The organism is Streptomyces sp. BoleA5, from assembly GCF_000373665.1.
GTDB lineage: Bacteria > Actinomycetota > Actinomycetes > Streptomycetales > Streptomycetaceae > Actinacidiphila.
The window spans coordinates 64,384-87,104 of the sequence record NZ_KB892113.1 but is presented as its reverse complement, the minus strand read 5'-3'; the positions used below and the strand labels follow the sequence as shown (position 1 = coordinate 87,104).

The following is a 22,721-nucleotide window of genomic DNA, read 5'->3' as shown; positions in this document are numbered from 1 at the left end:
TGGCCCGTGCAACTACATGCCGGGGAAGTCAGTCAAAGGGGGTACCGACTCATCTCCAGGGGGACGCAGTGGCACTCATATCCGTTACAGGATCACGCGCGGCGGCCGCGGCCGCCGCGCTGCTCACCGGGGCCCTCCTCGCGGGCTGCACGGCCCAGGCGAGCGAGCCCACGGCCAGGGCCTCCGCGGCCCCGGACACCTCGGCCTCCGCGGCGAGCCCCTCCGCGAGCCCGAGCCAGAGCACCGCGCCCGCCACCGGCTCCCCGTCACCGGCGGCCTCGCCGTCCGCCACGAAGAAGCCGAAGGCCGACCGCACCCCCCGGCCGGTCGTCGTCATCGCGCGCGGCAGCAGCAGCGCACGCGTGCGCGAGCTGCAGGCCCGGCTCAGGCAGCTCGGCCTCTTCGGCCGCAACCCCACCGGCTACTACGGCGACGTCACCGCCTCCGCGGTGCGCGCCTTCCAGTCCCGCCACAAGCTGCCCGCCTCGGGCACCGTCACCGACAGGACCTGGGCGAAGCTGCGCTCGGTCACCCGGCAGCCCACGCATGACGCCATGTACCCGCCGACCGCCAACCCGGTCGCGAAGCTCGACCCGCGCTGCATGACGGGCCGCGTGCTGTGCGTCAGCAAGACCAGCCGCACCCTGGCCTGGGTCGTGAACGGCAGGGTCGTCTCGGCGATGGACGTCCGCTTCGGCTCGCAGTACACGCCCACCCGCGAGGGCACCTTCAGCGTCTTCGCCAAGAGCCGGCACCACGTGTCGACGATCTACCACACCCCCATGCCGTACGCGATGTTCTTCAGCGGCGGCCAGGCGGTGCACTACTCCTCCGACTTCGCCGCCCGCGGCTACGCGGGGGCCTCGCACGGCTGCGTCAACGTCCGCGACCTCGGCAGGATCTCGGCCCTCTTCGACCAGGTGCGGGTCGGCGACAAGGTCGTCGTCTACTGGTGAGCCCGGGCCAGGAGCCCGTCCAGCGCCCGCCCGAAGAGCAGCCGGCCGGCCCACGCGGTGGGCCGGTCGAACGCCGCCGGCAGCGGGCGCACCCGCAGGTCCTCGCGCCACACCACGCGCGAGCCCCCGCCCTCGCTCGGCCACACCTCGATCTCGGCCCAGCCGAGCACGGTCCGGCCGCGCTTCTCCAGCCGGCACCGTCCGGGGCGGCCCCCGTCCGGCGGCTCCCAGCGCACGATCTCCATGGGGTCGTCGACGGACGCCCGCCCCAGGCCGGTCCGCGCCGTGAACGACCGCTCCCCCGTGACGACGGTGGTGGTGAGCGGGACCAGCGCGGCGTGGCGTTCCCAGTCGGTGACCCGGCGCCAGGTCTCGGCGGCGGGGAGCGGGGAGTGCCGCTCGATCCGGAAGATCACGTCGTCGACCCTACCCCGCTGTCCCTGCCGCGCACGTGAGGACGCGGGCGGAGCGGGGGGAAAGCGCTCCGCCCACGTCCCTCGTTGGGGGCCCGATACGGGGAGACCGGGCGACCCCTCGACCGATGACCAGTCGGTCTACTGGTTAAAGCGCCCGGGGGGCCGAAAGTGTCACACCCCGGAGGCAGCCGGGAGATGTCACCCGCGGCCGGGACGCGGTCCCGGCCGGCCCTCGGATGGGACGGGGCGGGGGCCCGGGACGGCACGGGGCGCCGGCCCGCTCCCGTTGGTGCCGCGCGGGCCGTGGTCCCCGCTGCGGTGGTGTCCACCGGAACGGTTCTCCGGACGGCCGCGGCCGTCCTGCGAGTCGTCGTCGCCCTGCTCGCTCCCCTTCCCGGCCTTGCCCGCCTTCCCCCCGTGTCCGGGGTTGCTGCCGAGCACCCCGGCGCAGTAGGCGCGGATCTGGTGCCGGCCGCCGCCCGCCGCCTTGCGCAGCTGCTTGTAGGCCTGTTCGTCCGCACTCTTGCGGTGCCGTTCCGCCGCCGCGTACGCACGGCACAGCACCTTGTGGTCCACGGCCGGCGGTGAGGGCGCCGTCCCGGCGGACCCGCCGGGAGGGACGGTGTCGTGGGTGCCGCCCGCGCCGCCCGCCGGGCGGTCGCGGCCCGGGCCGGAGCCGGGACCGGCCGGGGCCGGCGGGGCGGTACGGCCGGGGGACGGCGAACCGCTGTCCGGGGCCGCCGTGGCCGCGCCCTGGGTGTGGACCGGTGCCGGGTCCGGCGCGCCGTGGCCGAGCAGGGCGGGCAGCGCGCCGGCGGCGGCCGCCACGCCCACCCCCGCCACCGCGGCGGTCGCGATCAACGTCCCCGCCAGCGATCTGGAGTGACGGGCCGTCCGGCTCCGTCCGGGCCGGGACACCGCGCCCGCGCCCGCGCCGGGCGACCAGTCGTCGGCCGTGCCGGCGCGGACGCCCGTGGAGCCCGCGGTGAGCGCGTCGTCGCGCGCGGCGCGGAAGGCGGCGACGGCCGCCTCCTCGCGTCCGGGGTCGACGGTCGCGGGAGCCGCGGCGGCGGCCAGCAGCCCGGCCAGGGCGGCGGCCCGCTCGTCGCGCCAGGTCCGCTCCGCGGGATCGTCACCGTGGGCACCCCGCAGCAACCGCTCGGCGGTGGCGTCGTCCAGCCAGTCGTGTCCTCGGTTATCGGTCATCTCATGTCCTCAAGCGTTCGGGGCGCCGAAAACGTCACACTCGACGACCCGCCGTCGGAATCCAGCAGTTCGGCGAGACGGCGCAGGCCTCGGCTGGTGGCCATGCGCATCGCACCGGGCCTCTTGCCGACGACCTCGGCCGCCGACCGGGAGTCCAGGCCCATCACCACGCGCAGCAGCACGGCCTCGGCCTGGTCCTGGGGAAGGGCGGCGATGGCCGCCAGCGCGGCACCGGTGCCCACCGCGGCGACCGCCTCCTCTGCCGTGTCCGACACGGCGGGCCGGTCGAGCAGTTCCTCCACCCCGGCGGCGGCGAGCGGCCGGCGGCCGACCGCCCGCAGGTGGTCCAGCGCCCGGTTGCGGGCGACCCGGGCCGTCCAGCCGCGCACCGCGTCGCCGTCACCGCGGAAGCCCGGCAGATCGCGCGCTATCTGCAACCACGCCTCCGACGCCACGTCCTCGGCGTCCACCGCGCCGACCAGTGAGCGTACGTACTGCAGCAGTTGCGGCTGCACCGCTCGGTACACGAACCGGAAGCCGTCCTCGTCCCCCTCTTGCGCCGCGCGTACCGCGGTCGCCAAATCCACGTTCGAGCCTCCCCCACGGAATCGCGCACCATACTGCCCCATCGTGGGCGCCCGCAGGGGCCTCGGGGGCGGCTACCCGCCGGTCACCACGGGTCAGGACAGCAGCCGGGCGAGCCGCTTGAGGCCGCGGTACGCCGCCGTGCGGACCGCTCCCGCCCGCTTGCCCAGCACCCGGGCGGCGGACGCCGCGTCGAGCCCGACGACGACGCGCAGCAGGACCGCCTCCGCCTGGTCGGGCGGCAGCGAGGCGATCAGGGAGAGCGCGCGTTCGGTGGCGAGCGCCTCCAGCGCGCGGTCGGCGGCGTCCTCGGCCGCGGGGAGGTCCAGCGGTTCGGCGTCGAGCGGGCCGGCGCGGGGCCTGGCGTCCTGGCGCCGCAGATGATCCAGGGCCCGGTGCCGGGCTATGGTCGCCGCCCAGCCACGGAACCCCGCCCCGTCCCCGCGGAAGCGGCCGAGGTCGCGGGCGATTTCGAGCCAGGCCTCGGAGGTGACGTCCTCCGCGTCGTCGCCGACGAGGCCGCGCACATAACCGAACAGCAGCGGCTGGAGAAGCCGGTAGACCACCGCGAAGGCGTCCTCGTCCCCGCCCTGGGCGCGCCCCACCGCTGCCCCGAGCTCCATGTCGCGGTCGGTCCGCGGATCGTGGCGCCCCCCGTTGCTGGCCACACCGTCCCCTCGGCTCGCCGGCATCCCGCACAGCGTGGATTCGCACTGAATCGTCACACCTGTCGGGCCGCCCTGGCGATGGGTGTGACATTTTCGGCCTCGTAGACGCTTTAACAATCAGAAGCGGCCGAAGACGCTCCTGTGGGGGGAGGCGGACTTCGGCCGCTTCACCTGAGTGCGCCCTGCGCGGCGGCTCAGCCCGCCCTGCCGGCGAGGGCGGTGAAGTCCTGCCAGCTCAGAACGGGCCGGCCGGGGTCCCAGAGCTTCTGGGTGAGCGCGCGCAGCGGCATCCGGATGCCGGCCGCGACCTCGTCCTCGGTCTGGGCGTCCGCCCGGTCGCACCAGACGGCCAGCCGCGCGCCCACGATGCGGTCGGGTCCCGCGAACTCCGCGGGCACGGCGGCGTCCCGGTAGACCACGGCCGGGGTCCACTCCTCGTAGATGCGCCGTCCGCTGGGGTACGGGAAGTTCTCCGGTGCGCCGAGGACGTAGTAGAGGTACCAGGAGTTGAGGTTGAGCAGCTGCCTGCCCTGGCGCAGGTAGTCCTCGGGCAGCCGGCCGCGCAGTTTGTTGCTGGACCAGTAGGCCACCACCCGGTCGGGGTCCGCGGTGACCCGGGCGCCGTCGGAGAAGCCGTCGTTCCAGGCCTCGACCCGTTTGCCGAGCGACCGCAGCGTGGCGGCGCGGTCGTTGAGCCAGCCGGCCGCCGCGTCGGCCACGCCCGCGTCCGGGCCGTACCGCTCGCGCGCGTACGCGGCGATCTGCGGGAAGGACGCCTCCGGGTCGTCCGCCACGAGCGGCCCGTACTCGTCCCCGCCGATGTGCCAGTACGTGCCGGGGAAGAGCGGCGCGTACTCCTCGATCAGGTCGTCGACGACGTCCGCCGCACCGGGCCGGGAGATGTCGAGCGCCCCGCGCACGGGCGTGCCGTCCGCGGAGCGCAGCTGGAGGTCCGGGTGGGCGTCGAGCACCGCGCCCATGTGGCCGGGGCTGTCGATCTCGGGGACGACGGTGATGTGCCGCCGCGCGGCGAGGTCGACCACGGCGCGGATGTCCTCCTTGGACAGGTGCCGGGCCGAGACGATCTCGGGGTGGCTGTCGCTCTGCACGCGGAAGCCCTGGTCGTCACTGAGGTGGAGGTGGAGCTGGTTGTACTTCAGGTCCCCCAGCTCGCGGACCCTGGCCTCCAGCCACTCACGGGTGAAGTACTTGCGGCCGATGTCGATCATCAGCCCGCGCTCCTGGCGGTCCGGGCGGTCCTCGACGGTGCCGGCCGGCACCCGTCCGGTCGAGCGGATCGCCTGCAGCAGGGTGCGGGTGCCGTAGAAGACCCCGGCGTCGGTGCCGGCGCGTACTGTCACCCCGTCGGCCGACGTTGTCATCTCGTACGACTCCGGCCCGGAATTACTCCGTTCGAGTGAAAGTGAGATGTCCCCCGGCCTCGCCGGCCCGCCGGCGTACGGCCGTCGGAGCTCCTCCGCGAGCAGCCGCGCCTCGTCCTCCACGGTGCTCCCCACGGGCGCCACCACCCGGGAGCCGGGTCCCGGCACGAAGGCGGCGGTACCGGCGTCGGGGACGAAGGAACGGACGGCGGGGATCGACGGGAACCCGGCGGACCTGCCCGCATCCCCCGCCTGCGGGGCGCCGGCGGCGGTGGTCCCCGCGGGTGCGGCGAGTGCCGGACCGGCCCCGAGCACAGCGGTCAGTACGGCCGTCGCCGCGCACGCCGAGGCACGTTTCGTCCGCTTCTGCCACATGATCCAAATTTATGCCCGTTATGGGAGTCTCGCCGTGCGGACCAGGAGAAGACGTGCACTTTCGTTCCCGTACGAGTGAAATTCGTGCATCCGTCGGACAGGGCCGAACATAGGCCGATACGGTGGTCGTCACTCGTCGTCCCACTGTGGTTCACGCCGCGCAGCCGCCCAGCGGTTCCCCCCACCGCCACCGTTCCCTCCCAGGAGCCCACCGCTGTCCAGCGACACTCCCGCCGTCCCGCCACGGGCACCGGCGCACCTGCCCGCGCAGTCGCGCGGCCGGGTGCCCCGGCCGTCCCCGGCGGCCCGCCCCGGCCTCCCCCACGGCCTGCGGCGGCTCAACGACGCCTCGCCCGGGGCGGCCGAGTCCGTCCTGCTGACCTGCTGCGGAAGCCTGCGCTGGGCTCGCCGGGTCGCCGCGCACCGTCCCTATCCCGACCTGGACGCGCTGCTGGCCGCCGCCGACGAGGCCGCCTACGACCTCACACCCGCCGACCTCGCCGAGGCCCTCGCCGCCGAGGCGTCGGGCGCCCCGCCGGACGCCGCCCCCACCCGCGGCAGCCTCGCCGCGCACACGGCGCTGCGCGCCGCGCAGGCCGCGTACGAGGCGCGCTTCGGCCACGTCTTCGTGCTGTCCCTCTCCGGGGTGCACCCCGGAGAGTCCCTCGACCGGATGCTGGCGTCACTCCGTCAGCGGCTCGCCAACGACCCGGACGAGGAGCGGGTCACGGCCGCCGAGGAACTGCGCCGGGTGACCCGGTCCCGCCTGACGCGGCTGGCCCTCGGGGACGCATCCGGCGGGCCCGGGGCTCCCGGCCGATACACCCACACGTGCGGGATCGATCACACCTGAAGGACCCGGCAGGACGTAGCCGACAAGCCGTCGCTACGATGGCCAGGGCCGGTGGACCGTACCCGGCCGGGCCGACCGACCAACGAAGCCGGCAGGCCCCACATCCGCTCCCGGAGGGTTTTTTCCGTGCCGGCTGGAACGTTGTACCGCGGCCGGGAAGGCATGTGGTCATGGGTGGCTCATCGAGTCACCGGTGTCCTCATCTTCTTCTTCCTGTTCGTCCACGTCCTCGACACCGCACTCGTGCGCGTCTCCCCCGAGGACTACGACAAGGTCGTCAACACCTACAAACAGCCCATCGTCAGCCTGCTCGAGTACGGGCTGGTCGCGGCTGTCCTCTTCCACGCTCTGAACGGCCTGCGCGTCATCGCCGTCGACTTCTGGTCCAAGGGCCCGAAGTACCAGAAGCAGATGCTGTGGACGGTCGTCGGAATCTGGGTCGTGCTGATGATCGGGGCCATCTACCCCGTCCTCGGCCACGCCGCACGAGTGCTGTTCGGGAGCTGAGCGAAGCCATGTCCGCAACCGACCACGTGGAGCTCAGCTCCTCCAGCGCCGCCTACGGCCCCGACAACCCGGCCCCGGTCATCGAGCCGCCGCGCGCCCGGACCAAGCGCACCCCGCGCAGCACCCGGACCAACTTCGAGATGTACGGCTGGCTCTTCATGCGCCTGTCCGGCATCGTCCTGGTCGTCCTGGTCATCGGTCACCTGCTGATCCAGCTGGTCCTCGACGGGGGCGTGACCAAGGTCGGCTTCGCCTTCGTCGCCGGCCGCTGGGCCTCGCCGTTCTGGCAGACCTGGGACCTGATCATGCTGTGGCTGGCGATGCTGCACGGCGGCAACGGCCTGCGCACCGTGATCAACGACTACGCGGAGCGGGACAACACCCGGTTCTGGCTGAAGATGCTGGTCTACACCGCGACCGCGTTCACCATCATCCTCGGCACGCTGGTGATCTTCACCTTCGACCCGAACATCCGCTAGCCAGGGCTGGACAGGGAAGCGACCCCTCATGCAGATCCACAAGTACGACACCGTCATCGTCGGCGCGGGCGGCGCCGGCATGCGCGCCGCCATCGAGGCGACGAAGCGCAGCCGCACCGCCGTGCTGACGAAGCTCTACCCCACCCGCTCCCACACCGGCGCCGCCCAGGGCGGCATGGCGGCGGCCCTCGCGAACGTCGAGGACGACAACTGGGAGTGGCACACCTTCGACACGATCAAGGGCGGTGACTACCTGGTCGACCAGGACGCCGCCGAGATCCTGGCGAAGGAGGCCATCGACGCGGTCCTCGACCTCGAGAAGATGGGCCTGCCCTTCAACCGCACCCCCGAGGGCCGGATCGACCAGCGCCGCTTCGGCGGCCACTCGCGCAACCACGGCGAGGCCCCGGTCCGCCGCGCCTGCTACGCGGCCGACCGCACCGGCCACATGATCCTCCAGACGCTGTACCAGAACTGCGTCAAGGAGGGTGTGGAGTTCTTCAACGAGTTCTACGTCCTCGACCAGATCATCGTCGAGGAGGACGGCGTCAAGAAGTCCGCCGGCGTCGTCGCGTACGAGCTGGCCACCGGCGAGATCCACGTCTTCCAGGCGAAGGCCGTGGTGTACGCCTCCGGCGGCACCGGCAAGTTCTTCAAGGTCACCTCCAACGCGCACACCCTCACCGGTGACGGCCAGGCCGCCGTCTACCGCCGCGGTCTGCCGCTGGAGGACATGGAGTTCTTCCAGTTCCACCCGACCGGCATCTGGCGCATGGGCATCCTGCTGACGGAGGGCGCCCGCGGTGAGGGCGGCATCCTCCGCAACAAGGACGGCGAGCGCTTCATGGAGAAGTACGCGCCGGTCATGAAGGACCTCGCCTCGCGTGACGTCGTCTCCCGGGCGATCTACACCGAGATCCGCGAGGGCCGCGGCTGCGGGCCCGAGGGCGACCACGTCTACCTCGACCTGACGCACCTGCCGCCGGAGCAGCTCGACGCCAAGCTCCCCGACATCACCGAGTTCGCGCGGACCTACCTCGGCATCGAGCCCTACACGGACCCGATCCCGATCCAGCCGACCGCGCACTACGCCATGGGCGGCATCCCCACCAACGTCGAGGGTGAGGTCCTGTCGGACAACACCACCGTCGTCCCGGGCCTGTACGCCGCCGGCGAGGTCGCCTGTGTCTCCGTGCACGGCGCCAACCGCCTCGGCACCAACTCGCTGCTGGACATCAACGTCTTCGGCCGCCGGGCCGGCATCGCCGCCGCCGAGTACTCGGCGGACCACGACTACGTCGAGCTCCCCGAGGCCCCGGCGCAGTTCGTGGTCGACCAGGTCGAGCGGCTCCGCGCCTCCACCGGCAACGAGCGGGTCGCGCAGCTGCGCAAGGAGCTGCAGGAGACCATGGACGCCAACGTCATGGTGTTCCGCACCGAGCAGACCATCAAGACCGCCGTCGAGAAGATCGGCGAGCTGCGCGCGCGGTACCGGAACGTGTCGGTCCAGGACAAGGGCAAGCGGTTCAACACCGACCTGCTCGAGGCCATCGAGCTCGGCAACCTGCTCGACCTGGCCGAGGTCATGGCGGTCTCGGCCCTGGCCCGCAAGGAGTCCCGCGGCGGCCACTACCGCGAGGACTACCCGAACCGCGACGACGTCAACTTCATGCGGCACACGATGGCGTACCGCGAAGTGGGTGCCGACGGCGCCGAGTCGATCCGTCTCGACTACAAGCCGGTAGTGCAGACCCGCTACCAGCCGATGGAGCGTAAGTACTGATGAGCACCGCGACCCTCGACAAGGTCGAGGCCGAGGCCCAGGCCTCGCCCTACATCACGGTCACCTTCCGGATCCGCCGGTTCAACCCGGAGATCTCGGACGAGGCCACCTGGCAGGACTTCGAGCTGGAGATCGACCCCAAGGAGCGGGTCCTCGACGGTCTCCACAAGATCAAGTGGGACATGGACGGAACGCTGACGTTCCGTCGCTCCTGCGCCCACGGCATCTGCGGCTCCGACGCCATGCGCATCAACGGCCGCAACCGGCTGGCCTGCAAGACCCTGATCAAGGACATCAACCCGGACAAGCCCATCACCGTCGAGCCCATCAAGGGCCTGACGGTGCTGAAGGACCTGGTCGTCGACATGGACCCGTTCTTCCAGGCCTACCGGGACGTGATGCCCTTCCTGATCACCAAGGGCAACGAGCCGACGCGCGAGCGCCTGCAGTCCGCCGAGGACCGCGCGCGCTTCGACGACACCACCAAGTGCATCCTGTGCGCCGCGTGCACGTCGTCCTGCCCGGTCTTCTGGAACGACGGCCAGTACTTCGGCCCGGCGGCCATCGTCAACGCCCACCGCTTCATCTTCGACTCGCGTGACGAGGGTGGCGAGCAGCGGCTCGAGGTGCTGAACGACAAGGACGGCGTGTGGCGCTGCCGCACCACGTTCAACTGCACCGACGCGTGCCCGCGTGGCATCGAGGTCACCAAGGCCATCCAGGAGGTGAAGCGCGCGCTCATCACGCGTCGCTTCTGATCCCCTCCGCCGAGGCTCTCCCGAGGGCCCCGCACCCGGTCTCCGCCGGGTGCGGGGCCCTCGGGCGTTCACGGGGTCAGCGCACGCCGGATCTGCCCGCGGGTGACCGTGTGGCCGACGCACCCGTCGAGTCTGCGCAGCTCGTCCCGGCCGGCCCCGCCGTCCAGCCGGGCCAGGGCCCGTATGCCTGCCGCGGCGACGACGGTCTTGACCGGGGGGCGCTCGACCAGGGCTCCCAGGACGCGGACGGTCTCCGCGTGGAGAGGCACGATGGGGGACGACAGCAGCCAGGCCAGTCCGCGGACGGCGGTGACGTTCCAGGGGTCGTGGGCGCCCGCCTCGGCGCTGCCGCCGTGGGTGGCCAGGGCAAGCCAGGGGGTGGCGGTGCGGCGTACGGTCTCGGAGCCGACGCCCTCGATGACCGCGGCGGCCGCCCGGTCCCAGCGGGCGCCGGGGCGCGGCCCCGCGGCGCGCAGATGCGGGATCAGCCGCCGCCAGGGGTCGCCGAGTTCCGGCAGTTCGGCCAGGACGCGGTCGGACCAGGGCTCACCGGGGTTGAGGGGCGGCTCGGGGAGGCGGTCCAGCAGGAGTCCCGCCCAGCCGAGGCCGTGGTGCGCGCACCGGCGGATCATCCCCACGACCTCCGCCGACAGAGGACGTCCCGCGTCGAGCAGCGCCTCGGCGACGACGGGCATCTCGTCGCCGCAGTTGAACCAGTACGACCGGCGGGCGATGCCCTCCAGCATGTCGTGCCAGCCGCTGCACCACGCGTCGTGCACGAAGCCCCGGGACACCGCGGCCAGCAGCACCATGACCCGCTCGCACCGGTCGGGCGTGGAGCCGGGCGCGTCGGCACGCTCGACGAGCAGCCTCGCGAGGGCCACACGTCGTTCGCGGGGCATCGCCCTCAGCCGGGACACCGCCGCGTGGCCCTCGCAGTCGGCGGCCGACAGCAGGTGCCCTGCCAGCTCGGTCACGTCCCCCTTCGCCGCGAGCCGGGCGATGAGGGCGATCCGGCCCGGGTCCTCCCAGGGCGAGCAATCCGGGGTCCGCACGCGTTTCACAGTCGGCTCACGATCGTCGGGTCGGTGATCTCCGTGTCGCGGGCGAGAAGCAGCGCCTTGGCGAGGATCACCGGCAGCATGGGGTCGCCCTCGAAGGGCAGGGGCCCGGGGACCGCACCGGCGGTCGCGGGTGGGACGACGCACAGATGGCGGTCGTCCGGGGACATCAGGACGTTGCCGGAGCCCAGATGGATCCGGTACGTGTGCCGGTCGCCGCGGACGCGCAGGAAGCGGCCCTCCACCGCGCAGCGGCCGGCGATGGCCAGACGCGGCACGAGCCGGGACACCACCTCGCGGCGGGTCGCGGCGCAGGGGGTCAGCTCGCCGGAGACACAGGACGCCCAGTAGGCGCGGAAGCGGCCGTCGGGGCCGCCGTCCTGCCAGGTGGGGTCGTTCCCTATGCCGGCGGCGCCGACGAACAGGTCGACGTCGCGCAGGACTTCGCTGAGGACGAGCGGCGGGACGTCGGCGGGCGGGAGCCGGCAGGCCCGGCTGCCGGAGGCGGGGGCGTCCAGCGGGAGGAAGCGCACCTGGTCGGTGCCGATGAGCGCGGGGCCGCCGGGGCAGTCGCCGCCCTCGTCCCCGTCGACGCCCTGGATCCGCAGCTCCGCACGCAGCCCCCACTGGGGGAGTTCGCGCGTGGCGTGCGGGAGGGCGTCCTCGCCGGGCGGGCTCGGGCGGTACCGCCAGCCGCGGGCGGCGGCCAGCGCTGCGAACGGGTGCTGCCTCAGGACGTGCGGGGTGGCGAAAAGGCGTGCGGCGTCGGCGGGGCCATACACCTCGCGGTGGGCCTGCCGGAAGGGCTGTGTGACGCCGTGCCGTTCCAGCCACTCCCGCCAGGCATTGATCTCCGCACGCTCGCGCCCCAGCGGGTGCCACAGCACCACGGCCCGGCCGCCGGCTACGGGGACCGGCTCACCGTCGAGGGCGCGCAGCCCGCCCTCGGCCCAGCCGCAGGCGACCCCGTCGACCGTCCACAGCAGGCGCCGCGCGAGGGTGCCGAGCAGCGGGTGGTCGGCAAGTCCCCGACGCCAGTGCGCGTACGGCAGGGCGCGCCGCTCCGTGAACTGCCGGTCCAGCCGGCCGGCCTGCGCCGCCAGCGTCCGGTCGATGTCCCTGACGGCCGTCCGGAGCCGCGTCACCTCCCCCGCGTGGTCGCGCCGCACGGCGGCCGGGGCGCCCTTCAGGGCCTTGCCCGTCGCGTTCCGCCAGCCCAGCACGGCCCGCCCGTCCCGGATCCCCAGCTCCGCGGTGACCCCGCCCAGCCGCTGCGCCACCCCGAGCCCGTACCCGGGCACCGCCGGCCCCTCGACGTCCCCCCACGCGATCACGTTCACCGTCCACCCCCATGCGGCGACCCCACGTCCTCCATCTCCGCCGAGCGTAGGACCGCCCTCTGACAACGCGCCGCGCTTCCCCCGTTCGGCGCAGGCGCCCCGGATGCGCTGGGCCGACCGGCGTCCTCGGCGGTGGCCCCGGTTCGGTTGCGGGGGGTCGCAGCTTGTAACGTCCCCCCATGGCCGCGACACCCCCCACACCGCCGCGACGTGCCGTCCTCGGGCTCGGCGTGACTGCCGCGCTGCTTCCCCCCGGGAAGGCGGTCGCGGCCGCCAGATCCGTGGTCGGGGGCGAGCGGCTGGGACGGCACGGCGTGCAGGTGGCCGCGGGGGCGCCGAGGCTGCCGGAGACGAACTCCCTGTCGTGGATCGTGGCGGACGCCGACTCCGGTGAGGTGCTGGCGTCGTACAACGCGCACCGGCGGCTGCCGCCGGCGAGCACGCTGAAGATGCTCTTCGCGGACACCCTGCTGACCCGCTTCGACCGCCGCAAGCGGCACCAGGTGACGCACGCGGACCTGGCGGACATAGGAGCCGGGAGCAGTCTGGTCGGGATCGAGGCCGGCATCACCTACACGGTCGAGCAGCTCTGGCTCGGGGTGTTCCTGCGATCGGGGAACGACGCGGTGCACGTGCTGTGCTCGATGAACGGCGGCATGGACAAGACCGTCCGGGACATGCGGGCGCGGGCGCGGGAACTGCAGGCGAACGACACGCACGTGGTGAGCCCGGACGGCTACGACACGCCCGGTCAGCTGTCCTCGGCGTACGACCTGACGCTCTTCGCCCGGGCGGGGCTGCGCAACCCGGACTTCCGTCACTACTGCCGCACGCAGGTCGCGCGCTTCCCCGGGGAGAAGGGCGAGACCTTCGAGATCCAGAACACCAACCGGCTGCTCGGCGAGTACGACGGCATGATCGGGGTGAAGAACGGCTACACCACCAACGCCGGGAACACCTTCACCGGCGCGGCGGAGCGCGACGGTCGGACGCTGCTGGTGACCGTGATGCACCCCGAGTCGGGGTACGACGAGGTGTACCAGGAGGCGGCCGACCTGCTGGACTGGGGCTTCGACGCGGCGGGCCGCGTCGAGCCGGTCGGGGAACTGGTGCCGACGCTGAGCCAGGTGCGCGCGATGGCCGGCGGCCCGCCCGCCGACGGCCCCGGCCCACGGCCCGCGGCGGCGGCCGACGGGTCCGGGGGGTCCTCGTGGATCGGCCCGGCGGTGGAGACCGTCCTGGTGGCGGCCGTCGCTGCGTTCATCCTGGCGATCAGGCGCCGCCCGCTGCCGCAGCGTGCGGCGGCGGGCCGGGGCGACGCCCGGCGGCGCGGGCGCGGCTCGAGCCGCGCCCGCTGAGTTCGCCGTCCCACGGCCGGGGCACGCGGCTCACCGGGCGAGAATCCCGCAGGAGGCGACGGCCGGTTGCCGGCTACCGGGCGGGCGCCGCCGCGGCGGCCGCGTCTGCGGGAACGCTCCGGCGCCTCATGGCGGTCCTCGTGCTCCCCCGGCACCTTGTCGGTCCGGTCGGCGCGTGGGAGGAGCAGGGCGAGATCACGCTGTGGACCGAGACCCGGGACTACGCCTACGCTATCGCGCCGGGCTCACTGACTCCGGAGAAGAAATGCACGCATTCACCTTGCTCATGGCAGCCTGCATATTCGTGCTCGGATTGATCCTCGTCCGATTGACGGCAATGGAGGTACTCAGGAGGAGAGCCGTCTCCCGCAACGGGGTCGCGGTCGAAGGCGAATGCGTGGACCGTACGTGGAGCCAACCGGGCAGGCCCCATTACGTCTTGACCTACACGACACTCGAAGGAAGGACCTTTCGCGCGGCCTTTTCGAGCACGGCGCTCCCTCCCGGCTTCACCGGCGAGTCGACCGCGACCATAATCTACGACCCGGCGGATCCCGGTACGTCGATGACGGCCTTCGCCCTGCACAAAGCGATCTGGAGAAGTCCGGGCGACGTATATGCCGCTCTGGGTGGCGCGGCCCTGTGCTGCATCGCGGCATGGATGGCCATGGAAAGCATGTGATCCGGCCCGACCCCCACGCCGGGAACCTGGGCGCGCGACCGCGCGACGGCTCGGGCCGTCAGTTGCGGGCGACCCAGACCTGGTTGAGCTGCTCCTGGTAGTAGAACGAGGTCAGCCCGAACGCGGGCGCCAGCAGCAGTCCCTTGAGACCGGAGACCGTGTCGTGGAGGCCCGCGCGGCGCTGGGCGCGGGCGATGCGGCAGCCGGTGTTGTAGAGCGAGACGACGGCGGGCACGAGCAGCAGCGCGCCGAGGCTGACGGCGAGCACGGCGAGGGCGGGCCGGACCTTGATGCCTGGGTCGAACTCCCGCAGTTCCTTGTTGGCCCGGTAGTACCAGACGAGCCAGTACACGCCGAAGGTCAGCGGCCCCAGCAGCCAGACGGCCTCGGGGCGGCGCATGTCGCCGGACGGCGTGGCGAGCCCCACGCTCCCGGAGACGGGGAAACCCGGGAAGGGCCCCCGCGGGTAGGGGAGGGTCCGGTAGCGGTCCTCGTTGAACATGCTGCCCCCAGGTCGCGCCTTCGGCAGTGACGGAGCGGTTGCGTGCCGAAGAGAAGGTAAAGCTACTCGGCGGTTCGGCGGCCTGTCAGCGGGGAACGCTCACAAATTTCGCACAGGATGTCGGATCTTCCCGGATCCTGTGTTCAGTCGGCCTCGGCCACCACCATGACGCGTCGCAGCAGGTCGGAAAGATGCCGGCGTTCCTCGGCGTCGAGGGTGCCGAGCAGCCGGTACTCCTCGTGGCCGAGCACGTCCATGGCGCCGAGCCAGGTGGCGCGGCCGGCGTCGGTGAGCTCGACGTCGATGCGCCGGCGGTCGGCGGTGGAGTGGGTGCGCCGGACGTGGCCGCGGGCCTCCAGCGCGTCGAGGCGGCCGGTGACGGAGGCGGGTGCCAGGTCGAGGTCGGCGGCGAGTTCGGACGGGGCGGCGCGGCCGCCGCGCCCGGCGAGGGCGTGCAGGGTGTCGAACTCGTGCCGCTGCAGGCCGAAGTCGACCAGTGACTGCTCACGGATCTTGCGCAGATGGCTGGTGACGAGCTTCATGCGGGTGACGGCGCCCTCGACGTCCGGGTCGAGGTCCGGCAGCACGGGCAGCCAGCGCTCCACGTGTCCGTCGGTCCAGTCCCGTTCCACCGCGGAGCCCTCGGCGTCGGTGTCGGCATCGGCTTCCATGGCCCGAATCCTACGGCGCCATATATTTCGGTGGCGAATGATTCGTCACCGAAATACATTGCGGTGCCATGACGCCCACACACCCTCTCCGGCTCCGCGGCTTCCGGCTGCTGTTCGCCGGGCGCACGCTGTCCCTGCTCGGCGACGGGGTCGTGCCCGCCGCACTGGTCATCGCCGTCACCCGGGCGACCGGCGACGTCTCGGCCCTCGCCCTCGTCCTGGCCTGCGCGATGGTGCCGAAGCTGCTGCTGCTCCCGCTCGGCGGGGTGGTGGCCGACCGCTTCGACGCCCGGCGCGTGGCGGTCGCCGCGGATCTCGCACGCTGCGCCGCCCAGCTCTTCGTCGGGCTCGAACTGCTGGGCGGCGACCCGTCACTGGGCCCCATCGCGCTCGCCGAGGCGGTGGGCGGCACCGCCTCCGCCTTCGCGATGCCGACCCAGTCGCCGCTGGTCGCCGGCACCGTCACCGACGGGGCGGCGCGGCAGCGGGCCAACTCCCTGATGGGAGTCGCGAACAGCGCGACCCGGCTGTGCGGCCCGGCCCTCGCCGCGGCGCTGATCTGGGCCGCCGGTCCCGGCCTCGCCTTCGTGCTGGACGCCGCCTCCTTCGCGGTGAGCGCGGCGCTGCTGACGGTGCTGCGGGTCGAGCGGACCGCGCTGCCGCGCGCGTCGGTGCTCGCCGACCTCAAGGAGGGCTGGGGCGAGGTCCGCTCGCGCGACTGGTACTGGACGAGTCTGGTCGCGCATGCCGCGTGGAACGGTGCGGCAGCGGTCCTGACCACCCTCGGCCCGGCCGTCGCGATCCATCGGCTCGGCGGCGAGGGCGTGTGGTTCTGGGTGCTGGAGGCCGGGGCGATCGGTCTCGTCCTCGGCTCCCTGCTGGCCGCACGCGCCCGGCCGCACCGCCCCGTACTCGTCGCCAACCTGGGCCTGGCGACGTACGCACTGCCGCTGGTCCTGCTGGCCCTGGCCGCCCCGGCCCCGCTGCTCATCGCGGCGTACGGGCTGGCGCTCGCGGCGCTCGGCTACCTCACCCCCGTCTGGGAGACAGTCGTCCAGCAGCAGGTGCCGCCGCAGGCGCTGGCCCGGGTCACCTCCTACGACTGGCTGCTGTCCCTCGCCGCGATGCCCGCGGGCTACGCGCTGGCCCCGCTCGCCGCCGGCCTGTGGGGTCCGGCGGTCCCGCTGGCGGTGTCGGCGGCGCTGGTCGCGGCCGCCTGCCTGGCGACCGCGGCGGTGCCGGGGGTGCGGGCGATCGGCGTGGTCCGCGCGGAGCCCGCCGTGGCGGCCCCGGTCGGCGACCGGGCCGCGAAGGCCTGACGGCCGCACGGCGGCACGCCGGCCCCCACGACCCCTGCGGGAGACCGCACTTCTCGCTTGAACATGTTCAAAAACAGGTCTACATTCATCGGCACGGGTTTTGAACACGTTCGAAAAGGGTGGGACCCATGGACCTCACGGTCGTCGCATACGTCATCTACCTGCTCGTCAGCGTCGCGCTGACGGTGTGGGTGGCCCGGACCCTCAGCCGGGCCGGCAAGGTCTTCCTCGAAGACGTGCTCCACGGCAACGAGAAGCTGGCCGACGCCGTCAACCACCTGCTGGTGGTCGGCTTCTACCTCGTGAACCTCGGCTTCGTGGCGCTGTACCTGAAGAGCGCCGACCGGGTCGGGAACGCCCGCGAGCTCTTCGAGGCGCTGTCGGTCAAGCTCGGTGTCGTCCTGCTCGTCCTCGGGGTGCTGCACCTCGGCAACGTGTACGTCCTCAACAAGATCCGCCGCCGGGGCGTGATGGACCGCGAGCAGGTCCCGCCCGTCCGCCCGCAGGGCTGGACCGCCCCCGCGCGGCCCGGGGCGTGACGGCGATGGACCGCACCCCAGCGACCGGGGCCGCTCCGGCGGCCCCGGTGCCGGTCCGTCTGCTGACCGTCCTGTACGACCCGGACTGCTCGCTCTGCTCCTTCGTCCGCCGCTGGCTGGAACGCCAGCGGCAGATCGTGCCGCTGGACCTCGTCCCGGTCGGCTCCGACGAGGCCCGGCGCCGATTCCCCGAGCTGGACCACACCGCGACCCGGCGCGAGATCACCGTCGTCGGGGACTCGGGGCAGGTCTACCGGGACGACGCCGCCTGGCTGGTCTGCCTGTGGGCCCTGGCCGAGTACCGCCCCATGGCGCACCGTCTCGGCACCCGCGCCGGAGCGCCCGTCGCCCGGGCCGCCGTGCTCGCCGCCGCCCGCTACCGCGAGGCGCAGTGGGGCCGAGGGGCCGCGGCGACGGGCTGGGGCGGCCGGATGTACACCAGCGGCGAGGGCTGGTCCTACGACCCCGAGCGGGGCTGGACGCACACCGCCCCGGACGCCGCCCCGGACACCTATCCCGACGCCTGCGCGGACGGCTGCGCCCCGCCCGGTTAGGCTCACCGACGTGGAAGAAGCACCCCCTGGCACGGCCCCCGGCTCGACCCCCGGGACGCCCCGGCCCCCCAAGAGCGAGCAGACGCGCGCCCTGATCCTCGAGACGGCCATGCGGCTGTTCGAGGAACGGGGCTACGACAAGACGACGATGCGCGCCATCGCCAAGGAGGCCGGGGTCTCGGTCGGCAACGCCTACTACTACTTCGACGGGAAGGAACACCTCGTCCAGGGCTTCTACGACCGCCTCGCCGCCGAGCACGAGGCCGCGGTCCAGGGAATCCTGGACGGCGGTGGGGACCGTGACCTGGCGGCGCGGCTGCTCACCGTGATGACCGCCTGGATCGACGTCGCCCGCCCCTACCACCAGTTCGCCGCGCAGTTCTTCAAGAACGCCGCCGACCCGGCGAGCCCGCTCAGTCCCTTCTCCCCGGAGTCGCACCCGGCCCGCGACGCGGCCATCTCCATCCACGAACGGGTGCTCTCCGGCTCCGACATCAAGGCCGACGCGGAACTCGCCGAGGTGCTGCCCGAACTGATGTGGATGTACCAGATGGGCATCGTCGTCTACTGGGTCTTCGACCACTCCCCCGACACCGAGCGCACCCGCCGGCTGGTCGCGCGCACCGCGCCGCTCGGCGCGCGGATCCTCAGGCTCTCCCGCTACCGGCTGCTGCGGCCGATCGTGCGCGAGATCCGCGAGCTGCTCACGGAGTTCCTCTTCCGGCGCTGAGCCGGCCGGCCCGCCGCCCGCCGGGGGCACCGCCCCGGTCAGCCCACTGCGGGCTCGGCCAGCACCGCCCAGACCGTCTTGCCGTACCGGCCGCGCTCCCGGACGCCCCAGGTGTCCGAGAGCGCCTGCACCAGCCTCAGACCGCGCCCCGACTCGTCGCCGTCGCCCGCGTCGCGCGGCACGGGGCGGGACTGGGCGCCGCCGTCGGACACCTCGACGACGCACGAGCCGTCGGAGTGGACGGTCACCGCCACCTCGAACTCCCGCTCCAGGAGCGGGCTGTACCGTACGGCGTTGGTCGCCAGCTCCGACACGACGAGAACGACGGACTCGACGGTCTCGCCCTCCTTCTCCCAGCCCTCGAGATGGTCACGTACCCTGTGCCGGGCCAGCCCGACCGACGTGGGATGCCGGGGCAGCCGGAACGCACTGCGCCTCAACAGGTCACTCTCCCCATGAGCGAACGCCCCCCTTCCGTTGCGCCATCCCTTACCAGTTTCGACGCGGGGAATGCGTTCCGTGCCAGATTGTTCGCCCTCGGTGAGAGGTTTCCGGCCAAATTCAGACGGGCGGCCGTCAGGCCAGGGGCGAGGCGAGGGTCACGATCGTGATGTCCGAGGGCGCGCCCACACGGACCGGCGGGCCCCACGCCCCCGCACCACGGGTCACGTACAACTGGGTGTCGCCGTACGTTTCCAGACCGGCCACCGTGGGGTTGGCCAGTTCCGCGATGTAGTTGCCGGGCCACAGCTGCCCGCCGTGGGTGTGCCCGGACAGCTGCAGGTCCACGTGGTGCCGGACCGACTCGTGGATCATCACCGGCTGGTGGGCGAGGAGCACCACCGCGCGCGAGGTGTCCCGGTCGCCGAGCGCCGTCGTGTAGTCGGGGGCGTGGTCGTGGTCCGCGCCGCTGATGTCGTTGACCCCGGCCAGGTCGAAGCCGGCGAGTTCGGTGCGGGCGTTCTCCAGCGGGTGGACGCCGAGATCGCGCACGAAGTCGATCCAGGGCGCGGCCCCGGAGAAGTACTCGTGGTTGCCGGTGACGAAATAGCTCCCGTCCCGCGCCCGGAGCCGGGCCAGCGGCTCGGCCGCGGCGCCCAGTTCCCGCACCGAGCCGTCGACCAGGTCGCCGACGATGGCGACGAGGTCCGGGCGGGCCCCGTTGATCGTGTCCACGATCCGCTGGGTGTGCGCCCTGCCGAGGATCGGGCCGAGGTGGATGTCGCTCACCACGGCGATCCGGTAACCGTCCGCGGCCGCGGGAAGCTTGGCGAGAGGCACGGTGACGTACTTCAGGCGCGGGCCGCGCAGCACGCCGTAGGTGCCCTGGCCGACCGTCACCCCCGCGGCGACGGCCGCCGCGGCGCCGACCGTACGCGCGACGAACAGCCGCCTCGTCGGCCCGGCGGACGCGGACTCGGGCCGCGGCTGCGGCTGCGGCGAGGCCTCGGACGTCTTTCCGGCGGGCTCGGCCGCGTCCTCGGGCGCGCCGGCCGGCCCGGCCGGTTCTCCGGCTCCGGCGGGCTCGGCGGCCCGCACGCCCCGGGACCGCTCCCTGCGCTCCAGCGCGCCCCGCAGCAGAGGCCGTACGGCCTCGCCCGCCAGCACCGCCAGCGTCAGGTAGAGCAGCACCGCCAGCCACAGGTAGCCCGGCCAGGCCAGCCACCGTTCGGCCGCCAGCGGCAGCGTCCGCCCTCCGGTCAGCGCGCCCACGCTCAGCAGCGGCAGGGCGACCGCCAGGACCGTCCCCGTCCGCCGCCACCAGCCGCCCGGCGCGGACACGTCGCGGACCAGCCTGCGCCACAGGTAGTAGTGCACCCCGCCGAGGAGGGCCAGGACGGCCGCGACGACGGCGACCACCACGAGGGTCACCGGGCAGCCCGCAGCGCTCTCAGACCGCGGACGCCGAGAACGCCGATCGCGGTGCCGAGCACGAGCGAGGTGACCGCCAGCGTCAGGTGCACCCAGAAGTAGGTGGTGGGCGAGCCGTGGTCACCGCCCTCGAAGGCGAGCCCGCTGGCGTCCTTCCACAGGTTCTTGACGAACGTCGTCCATACGATCCAGCTCCACACCCCGAAGGCGGTCAGGAACCAGGAGACGGGGCGGCTGAGCTTCATGCGACCAGTATGCGGGCCGCCGTGCGGCCCCCTGCCGCGGGGTCGCCCCGCCGACCCTGACGCGGGCCGCCGCCCAAGACGCCCGTGGGCACCGCCCGGTTGCACATCCGGCACGTGGGATCGGTCACGGCCCGAACGGCCCCCCACGCCTGCCGCTCGTCCCGGACGGACTGTAACTTCACATCGTGCCGAACTCCTCCCCCCGCGCCGCGCGCCGTTCCGCCATGGTGCTGTCCGCCCTCGCACTCGTCGGCGGTACGGCCCTGACCACCGCGCCCGTCGCGCACGCGAAGCCCTCCCCCCCGTCGGCCACACCGACGCCGCCCGCGCAGATGTCGGCGGTCGGCGGGGATCGGCTGGGGCAGCCAGGCACCCAGGTCAGCCCGCTGACCGGCGCCCCCGCCCTGCCCGGGAAGCTCACCTCGCGGTCGTGGATCGTCTCCGACGCCGAGACCGGGGAGGTGCTGGCCGCCCACAACCCGCACTGGAAGCTGCCCCCCGCCAGCACGCTCAAGATGCTGTTCGCGGACACGGTGCTGCCCAAGCTGGACAAGGCGCAGACCCACAAGGTGCTGCCCTCCGACCTCGACGGCGTCGGCGCGGGCAGCAGTCTCGTGGGCATCAAGGAGAACCTCACCTACACCGTCCACGACCTGTGGCTCGGGGTCTTCCTCCGCTCCGGGAACGACGCCGTCCACGTCCTGTCCTCGATGAACGGCGGCGTGGACGCGACCGTCCTGGAGATGCAGCGCAAGGCCGAGGACCTGCAGGCGGACGACACCACGGTGATCTCCCCCGACGGCTACGACATGCCCGGCCAGGTCTCCTCGGCGTACGACCTGACGCTCTTCGCCCGCTCCGGCCTGCAGAACGCGGACTTCCGCGAGTACTGCTCGACCGTGCGCGCCCAGTTCCCCGGCGGGTGGAAGAAGACCAAGGCGAAGAAGGGCAAGAAGGCCACCAAGAAGCGCTCGACCTTCGAGATCCAGAACACCAACCGGTTGCTCTCCGGTGACTACGACGTCCCGACCTACCAGGGCATCGCGGGCGTGAAGAACGGTTACACCACCAAGGCGGGCAACACCTTCACCGGTGTCGCCCAACGCGGCGACCGCACGCTCCTGGTGACCGTCATGCACCCCGGCCCGGGCCACAACATGGCCTACAAGGAGGCGGCGAAGCTGCTCGACTGGGGCTTCAAGGCGGACGGCATGGTCACCCCGGTCGGCATGCTCGTGCCCCCGAAGTCCGCCATCGCGTCGGCCTCCCCGTCCGCCTCCGCCTCCCCCAGCGAGAAGCCCCGGCAGCAGGTCGCCGCGCCCGCCTCCTCCGGTGGCGGCGGCGGGGCCTGGACGGCCCTCGCGCTCACCGGCGGCTCCGTCCTGGTCGTCGCCGCCCTGGCCTACCTCGTACGGCGGCGCTGGCCCCTGCCGCAGCCGACGGCGAACGCCGCCATCCCCGCCCCGACCAAGCCCGGCGACGACGCGGCCGCGAAGCCCGCGGAGGACGAAGCCGTGGCGACGGACGAGGCCACGCCGCCGAAGGAGGGCGCGGCCGAGGAGGGCGCCGGGAAGACCGAGGCCACCGCGGACCGCCCGGTCTGACGCCCGGAGGGCATGGGCCTGATCCGCCGTGTCCCGCTTCGCCGGCCGGCGGCGTCCCACTGGGCCGTGCCGGAGGATCGTTCCCGTCGGTCCTGCGGCCCGGCTGCGGCCGGTGGCACCCGCCACCGGCCGCAGCCGTCTCGTGCCAAGCGCACATGCCCCCCGGCCAGGGGGCGCTCGACGGCGCACGTGCGGCTCGTGCGCCCACCCCGCTGCGACCGCCCCCTGCCGCGCGAACGGCCCGGCCAGTACCCAGGAACCAGGGAAAACCGGTAC

General features: G+C 73.2%; 25 protein-coding genes. 13 read left to right on the top strand and 12 right to left on the bottom strand.

Annotation, left to right across the window (positions count from 1 at the left end; genetic code table 11):
* Positions 1-68 precede the first annotated feature (68 nt).
* Positions 69-956, top strand: a complete 888-nt coding sequence (locus B085_RS0124650) for a L,D-transpeptidase family protein (protein ID WP_063741065.1) — start codon at positions 69-71, stop codon at positions 954-956.
* Here the strand turns inward: B085_RS0124650 and B085_RS0124645 are convergent.
* The 5 genes from B085_RS0124645 to B085_RS0124625 form a co-directional block, all read right to left on the bottom strand.
* Positions 947-1,372 (bottom strand): SRPBCC family protein, encoded by a 426-nt coding sequence (locus B085_RS0124645; RefSeq protein WP_018561270.1) that lies wholly within the window; start codon positions 1,370-1,372, stop codon positions 947-949. The genes B085_RS0124650 and B085_RS0124645 overlap by 10 nt on opposite strands.
* Positions 1,373-1,570: 198 nt before the next feature.
* Positions 1,571-2,578: a hypothetical protein gene (locus B085_RS0124640; protein ID WP_018561269.1), complete on the bottom strand. Its 1,008-nt coding sequence runs from the start codon at positions 2,576-2,578 to the stop codon at positions 1,571-1,573.
* Positions 2,575-3,207: an RNA polymerase sigma factor gene (locus tag B085_RS43685; RefSeq protein WP_078620039.1), complete on the bottom strand. Its 633-nt coding sequence runs from the start codon at positions 3,205-3,207 to the stop codon at positions 2,575-2,577. Before B085_RS43685 ends, B085_RS0124640 begins: the two co-directional genes overlap by 4 nt.
* Positions 3,208-3,258: 51 nt before the next feature.
* Positions 3,259-3,786 (bottom strand): RNA polymerase sigma factor, encoded by a 528-nt coding sequence (locus tag B085_RS0124630; RefSeq protein WP_051102161.1) that lies wholly within the window; start codon positions 3,784-3,786, stop codon positions 3,259-3,261.
* Between the two features lie 239 nt (positions 3,787-4,025).
* Positions 4,026-5,588 (bottom strand): family 20 glycosylhydrolase, encoded by a 1,563-nt coding sequence (locus tag B085_RS0124625; protein WP_051102155.1) that lies wholly within the window; start codon positions 5,586-5,588, stop codon positions 4,026-4,028.
* A gap of 283 nt (positions 5,589-5,871) precedes the next feature.
* Between B085_RS0124625 and B085_RS0124620 the strand changes: the two genes are divergently transcribed.
* The 5 genes from B085_RS0124620 (at position 5,872) to B085_RS0124600 (ending at position 9,968) form a co-directional block, all read left to right on the top strand.
* Complete coding sequence (locus tag B085_RS0124620) at positions 5,872-6,441, top strand: 2-oxo-4-hydroxy-4-carboxy-5-ureidoimidazoline decarboxylase (protein ID WP_018561265.1); 570 nt, start codon at positions 5,872-5,874, stop codon at positions 6,439-6,441.
* A 126-nt stretch (positions 6,442-6,567) separates the two neighbouring features.
* A complete protein-coding gene (gene sdhC / locus B085_RS0124615; RefSeq protein WP_078620037.1) occupies positions 6,568-6,948 on the top strand; it encodes a succinate dehydrogenase, cytochrome b556 subunit in 381 nt (126 codons plus the stop codon).
* A gap of 8 nt (positions 6,949-6,956) precedes the next feature.
* Positions 6,957-7,427 carry a succinate dehydrogenase hydrophobic membrane anchor subunit gene (locus B085_RS0124610; protein WP_018561263.1) on the top strand — a complete coding sequence of 157 codons (471 nt, stop codon included), beginning with the start codon at positions 6,957-6,959 and terminating at the stop codon, positions 7,425-7,427.
* 28 nt (positions 7,428-7,455) lie between these two features.
* Positions 7,456-9,210 (top strand): succinate dehydrogenase flavoprotein subunit, encoded by a 1,755-nt coding sequence (gene sdhA / locus B085_RS0124605; RefSeq protein ID WP_018561262.1) that lies wholly within the window; start codon positions 7,456-7,458, stop codon positions 9,208-9,210.
* Positions 9,210-9,968: a succinate dehydrogenase iron-sulfur subunit gene (locus tag B085_RS0124600; RefSeq protein WP_018561261.1), complete on the top strand. Its 759-nt coding sequence runs from the start codon at positions 9,210-9,212 to the stop codon at positions 9,966-9,968. The genes sdhA and B085_RS0124600 overlap by 1 nt, the downstream gene beginning before the upstream one ends.
* A gap of 68 nt (positions 9,969-10,036) precedes the next feature.
* Here B085_RS0124600 and B085_RS0124595 read toward each other — a convergent pair whose 3' ends face one another.
* Together B085_RS0124595 and B085_RS43680 are read right to left on the bottom strand one after the other, a co-directional pair.
* On the bottom strand, positions 10,037-11,023 hold the full coding sequence (locus B085_RS0124595; RefSeq protein WP_158689820.1) for a hypothetical protein: 987 nt from the start codon (positions 11,021-11,023) through the stop codon (positions 10,037-10,039).
* A gap of 5 nt (positions 11,024-11,028) precedes the next feature.
* A complete protein-coding gene (locus B085_RS43680) occupies positions 11,029-12,369 on the bottom strand; it encodes a DUF4132 domain-containing protein (RefSeq protein WP_018561259.1) in 1,341 nt (446 codons plus the stop codon).
* A gap of 179 nt (positions 12,370-12,548) precedes the next feature.
* Between B085_RS43680 and B085_RS0124585 the strand changes: the two genes are divergently transcribed.
* Positions 12,549-13,727 carry a D-alanyl-D-alanine carboxypeptidase family protein gene (locus B085_RS0124585; protein WP_106435025.1) on the top strand — a complete coding sequence of 393 codons (1,179 nt, stop codon included), beginning with the start codon at positions 12,549-12,551 and terminating at the stop codon, positions 13,725-13,727.
* A 265-nt stretch (positions 13,728-13,992) separates the two neighbouring features.
* Positions 13,993-14,409, top strand: a complete 417-nt coding sequence (locus B085_RS0124580) for a DUF3592 domain-containing protein (protein ID WP_018561257.1) — start codon at positions 13,993-13,995, stop codon at positions 14,407-14,409.
* A 58-nt stretch (positions 14,410-14,467) separates the two neighbouring features.
* Here B085_RS0124580 and B085_RS43675 read toward each other — a convergent pair whose 3' ends face one another.
* Complete coding sequence (locus tag B085_RS43675) at positions 14,468-14,911, bottom strand: DUF4234 domain-containing protein (protein ID WP_018561256.1); 444 nt, start codon at positions 14,909-14,911, stop codon at positions 14,468-14,470.
* Positions 14,912-15,054: 143 nt separating this feature from the next.
* Positions 15,055-15,582 carry a MarR family winged helix-turn-helix transcriptional regulator gene (locus B085_RS0124570; protein WP_018561255.1) on the bottom strand — a complete coding sequence of 176 codons (528 nt, stop codon included), beginning with the start codon at positions 15,580-15,582 and terminating at the stop codon, positions 15,055-15,057.
* 68 nt (positions 15,583-15,650) lie between these two features.
* Here B085_RS0124570 and B085_RS0124565 point away from each other — a divergent pair, with 68 nt between their 5' ends.
* The 4 genes from B085_RS0124565 to B085_RS0124550 all read left to right on the top strand — a co-directional run bounded on the left by B085_RS0124565 (position 15,651) and on the right by B085_RS0124550 (position 18,724).
* Positions 15,651-16,901 (top strand): MFS transporter, encoded by a 1,251-nt coding sequence (locus B085_RS0124565; protein WP_018561254.1) that lies wholly within the window; start codon positions 15,651-15,653, stop codon positions 16,899-16,901.
* Positions 16,902-17,029: 128 nt separating this feature from the next.
* A complete protein-coding gene (locus B085_RS0124560; protein WP_018561253.1) occupies positions 17,030-17,440 on the top strand; it encodes a hypothetical protein in 411 nt (136 codons plus the stop codon).
* A gap of 5 nt (positions 17,441-17,445) precedes the next feature.
* Positions 17,446-17,994, top strand: a complete 549-nt coding sequence (locus tag B085_RS0124555) for a thiol-disulfide oxidoreductase DCC family protein (protein WP_018561252.1) — start codon at positions 17,446-17,448, stop codon at positions 17,992-17,994.
* A gap of 10 nt (positions 17,995-18,004) precedes the next feature.
* Complete coding sequence (locus tag B085_RS0124550; protein WP_051102154.1) at positions 18,005-18,724, top strand: TetR/AcrR family transcriptional regulator; 720 nt, start codon at positions 18,005-18,007, stop codon at positions 18,722-18,724.
* 38 nt (positions 18,725-18,762) lie between these two features.
* Here the strand turns inward: B085_RS0124550 and B085_RS0124545 are convergent, their stop codons facing one another.
* The 3 genes from B085_RS0124545 to B085_RS51030 all read right to left on the bottom strand — a co-directional run bounded on the left by B085_RS0124545 (position 18,763) and on the right by B085_RS51030 (position 20,841).
* Positions 18,763-19,167: an ATP-binding protein gene (locus B085_RS0124545; protein ID WP_026251384.1), complete on the bottom strand. Its 405-nt coding sequence runs from the start codon at positions 19,165-19,167 to the stop codon at positions 18,763-18,765.
* A 133-nt stretch (positions 19,168-19,300) separates the two neighbouring features.
* On the bottom strand, positions 19,301-20,596 hold the full coding sequence (locus B085_RS0124540; protein ID WP_018561249.1) for a metallophosphoesterase: 1,296 nt from the start codon (positions 20,594-20,596) through the stop codon (positions 19,301-19,303).
* Entirely contained in the window at positions 20,593-20,841 is a 249-nt protein-coding gene (locus B085_RS51030) for an SCO4848 family membrane protein (RefSeq protein WP_018561248.1), read from the bottom strand. Before B085_RS51030 ends, B085_RS0124540 begins: the two co-directional genes overlap by 4 nt.
* A gap of 224 nt (positions 20,842-21,065) precedes the next feature.
* On the opposite strand from B085_RS51030, the gene B085_RS0124530 reads away from it, so the two are divergent.
* Positions 21,066-22,445, top strand: a complete 1,380-nt coding sequence (locus tag B085_RS0124530) for a D-alanyl-D-alanine carboxypeptidase family protein (protein ID WP_086020732.1) — start codon at positions 21,066-21,068, stop codon at positions 22,443-22,445.
* Positions 22,446-22,721: the final 276 nt, after the last annotated feature.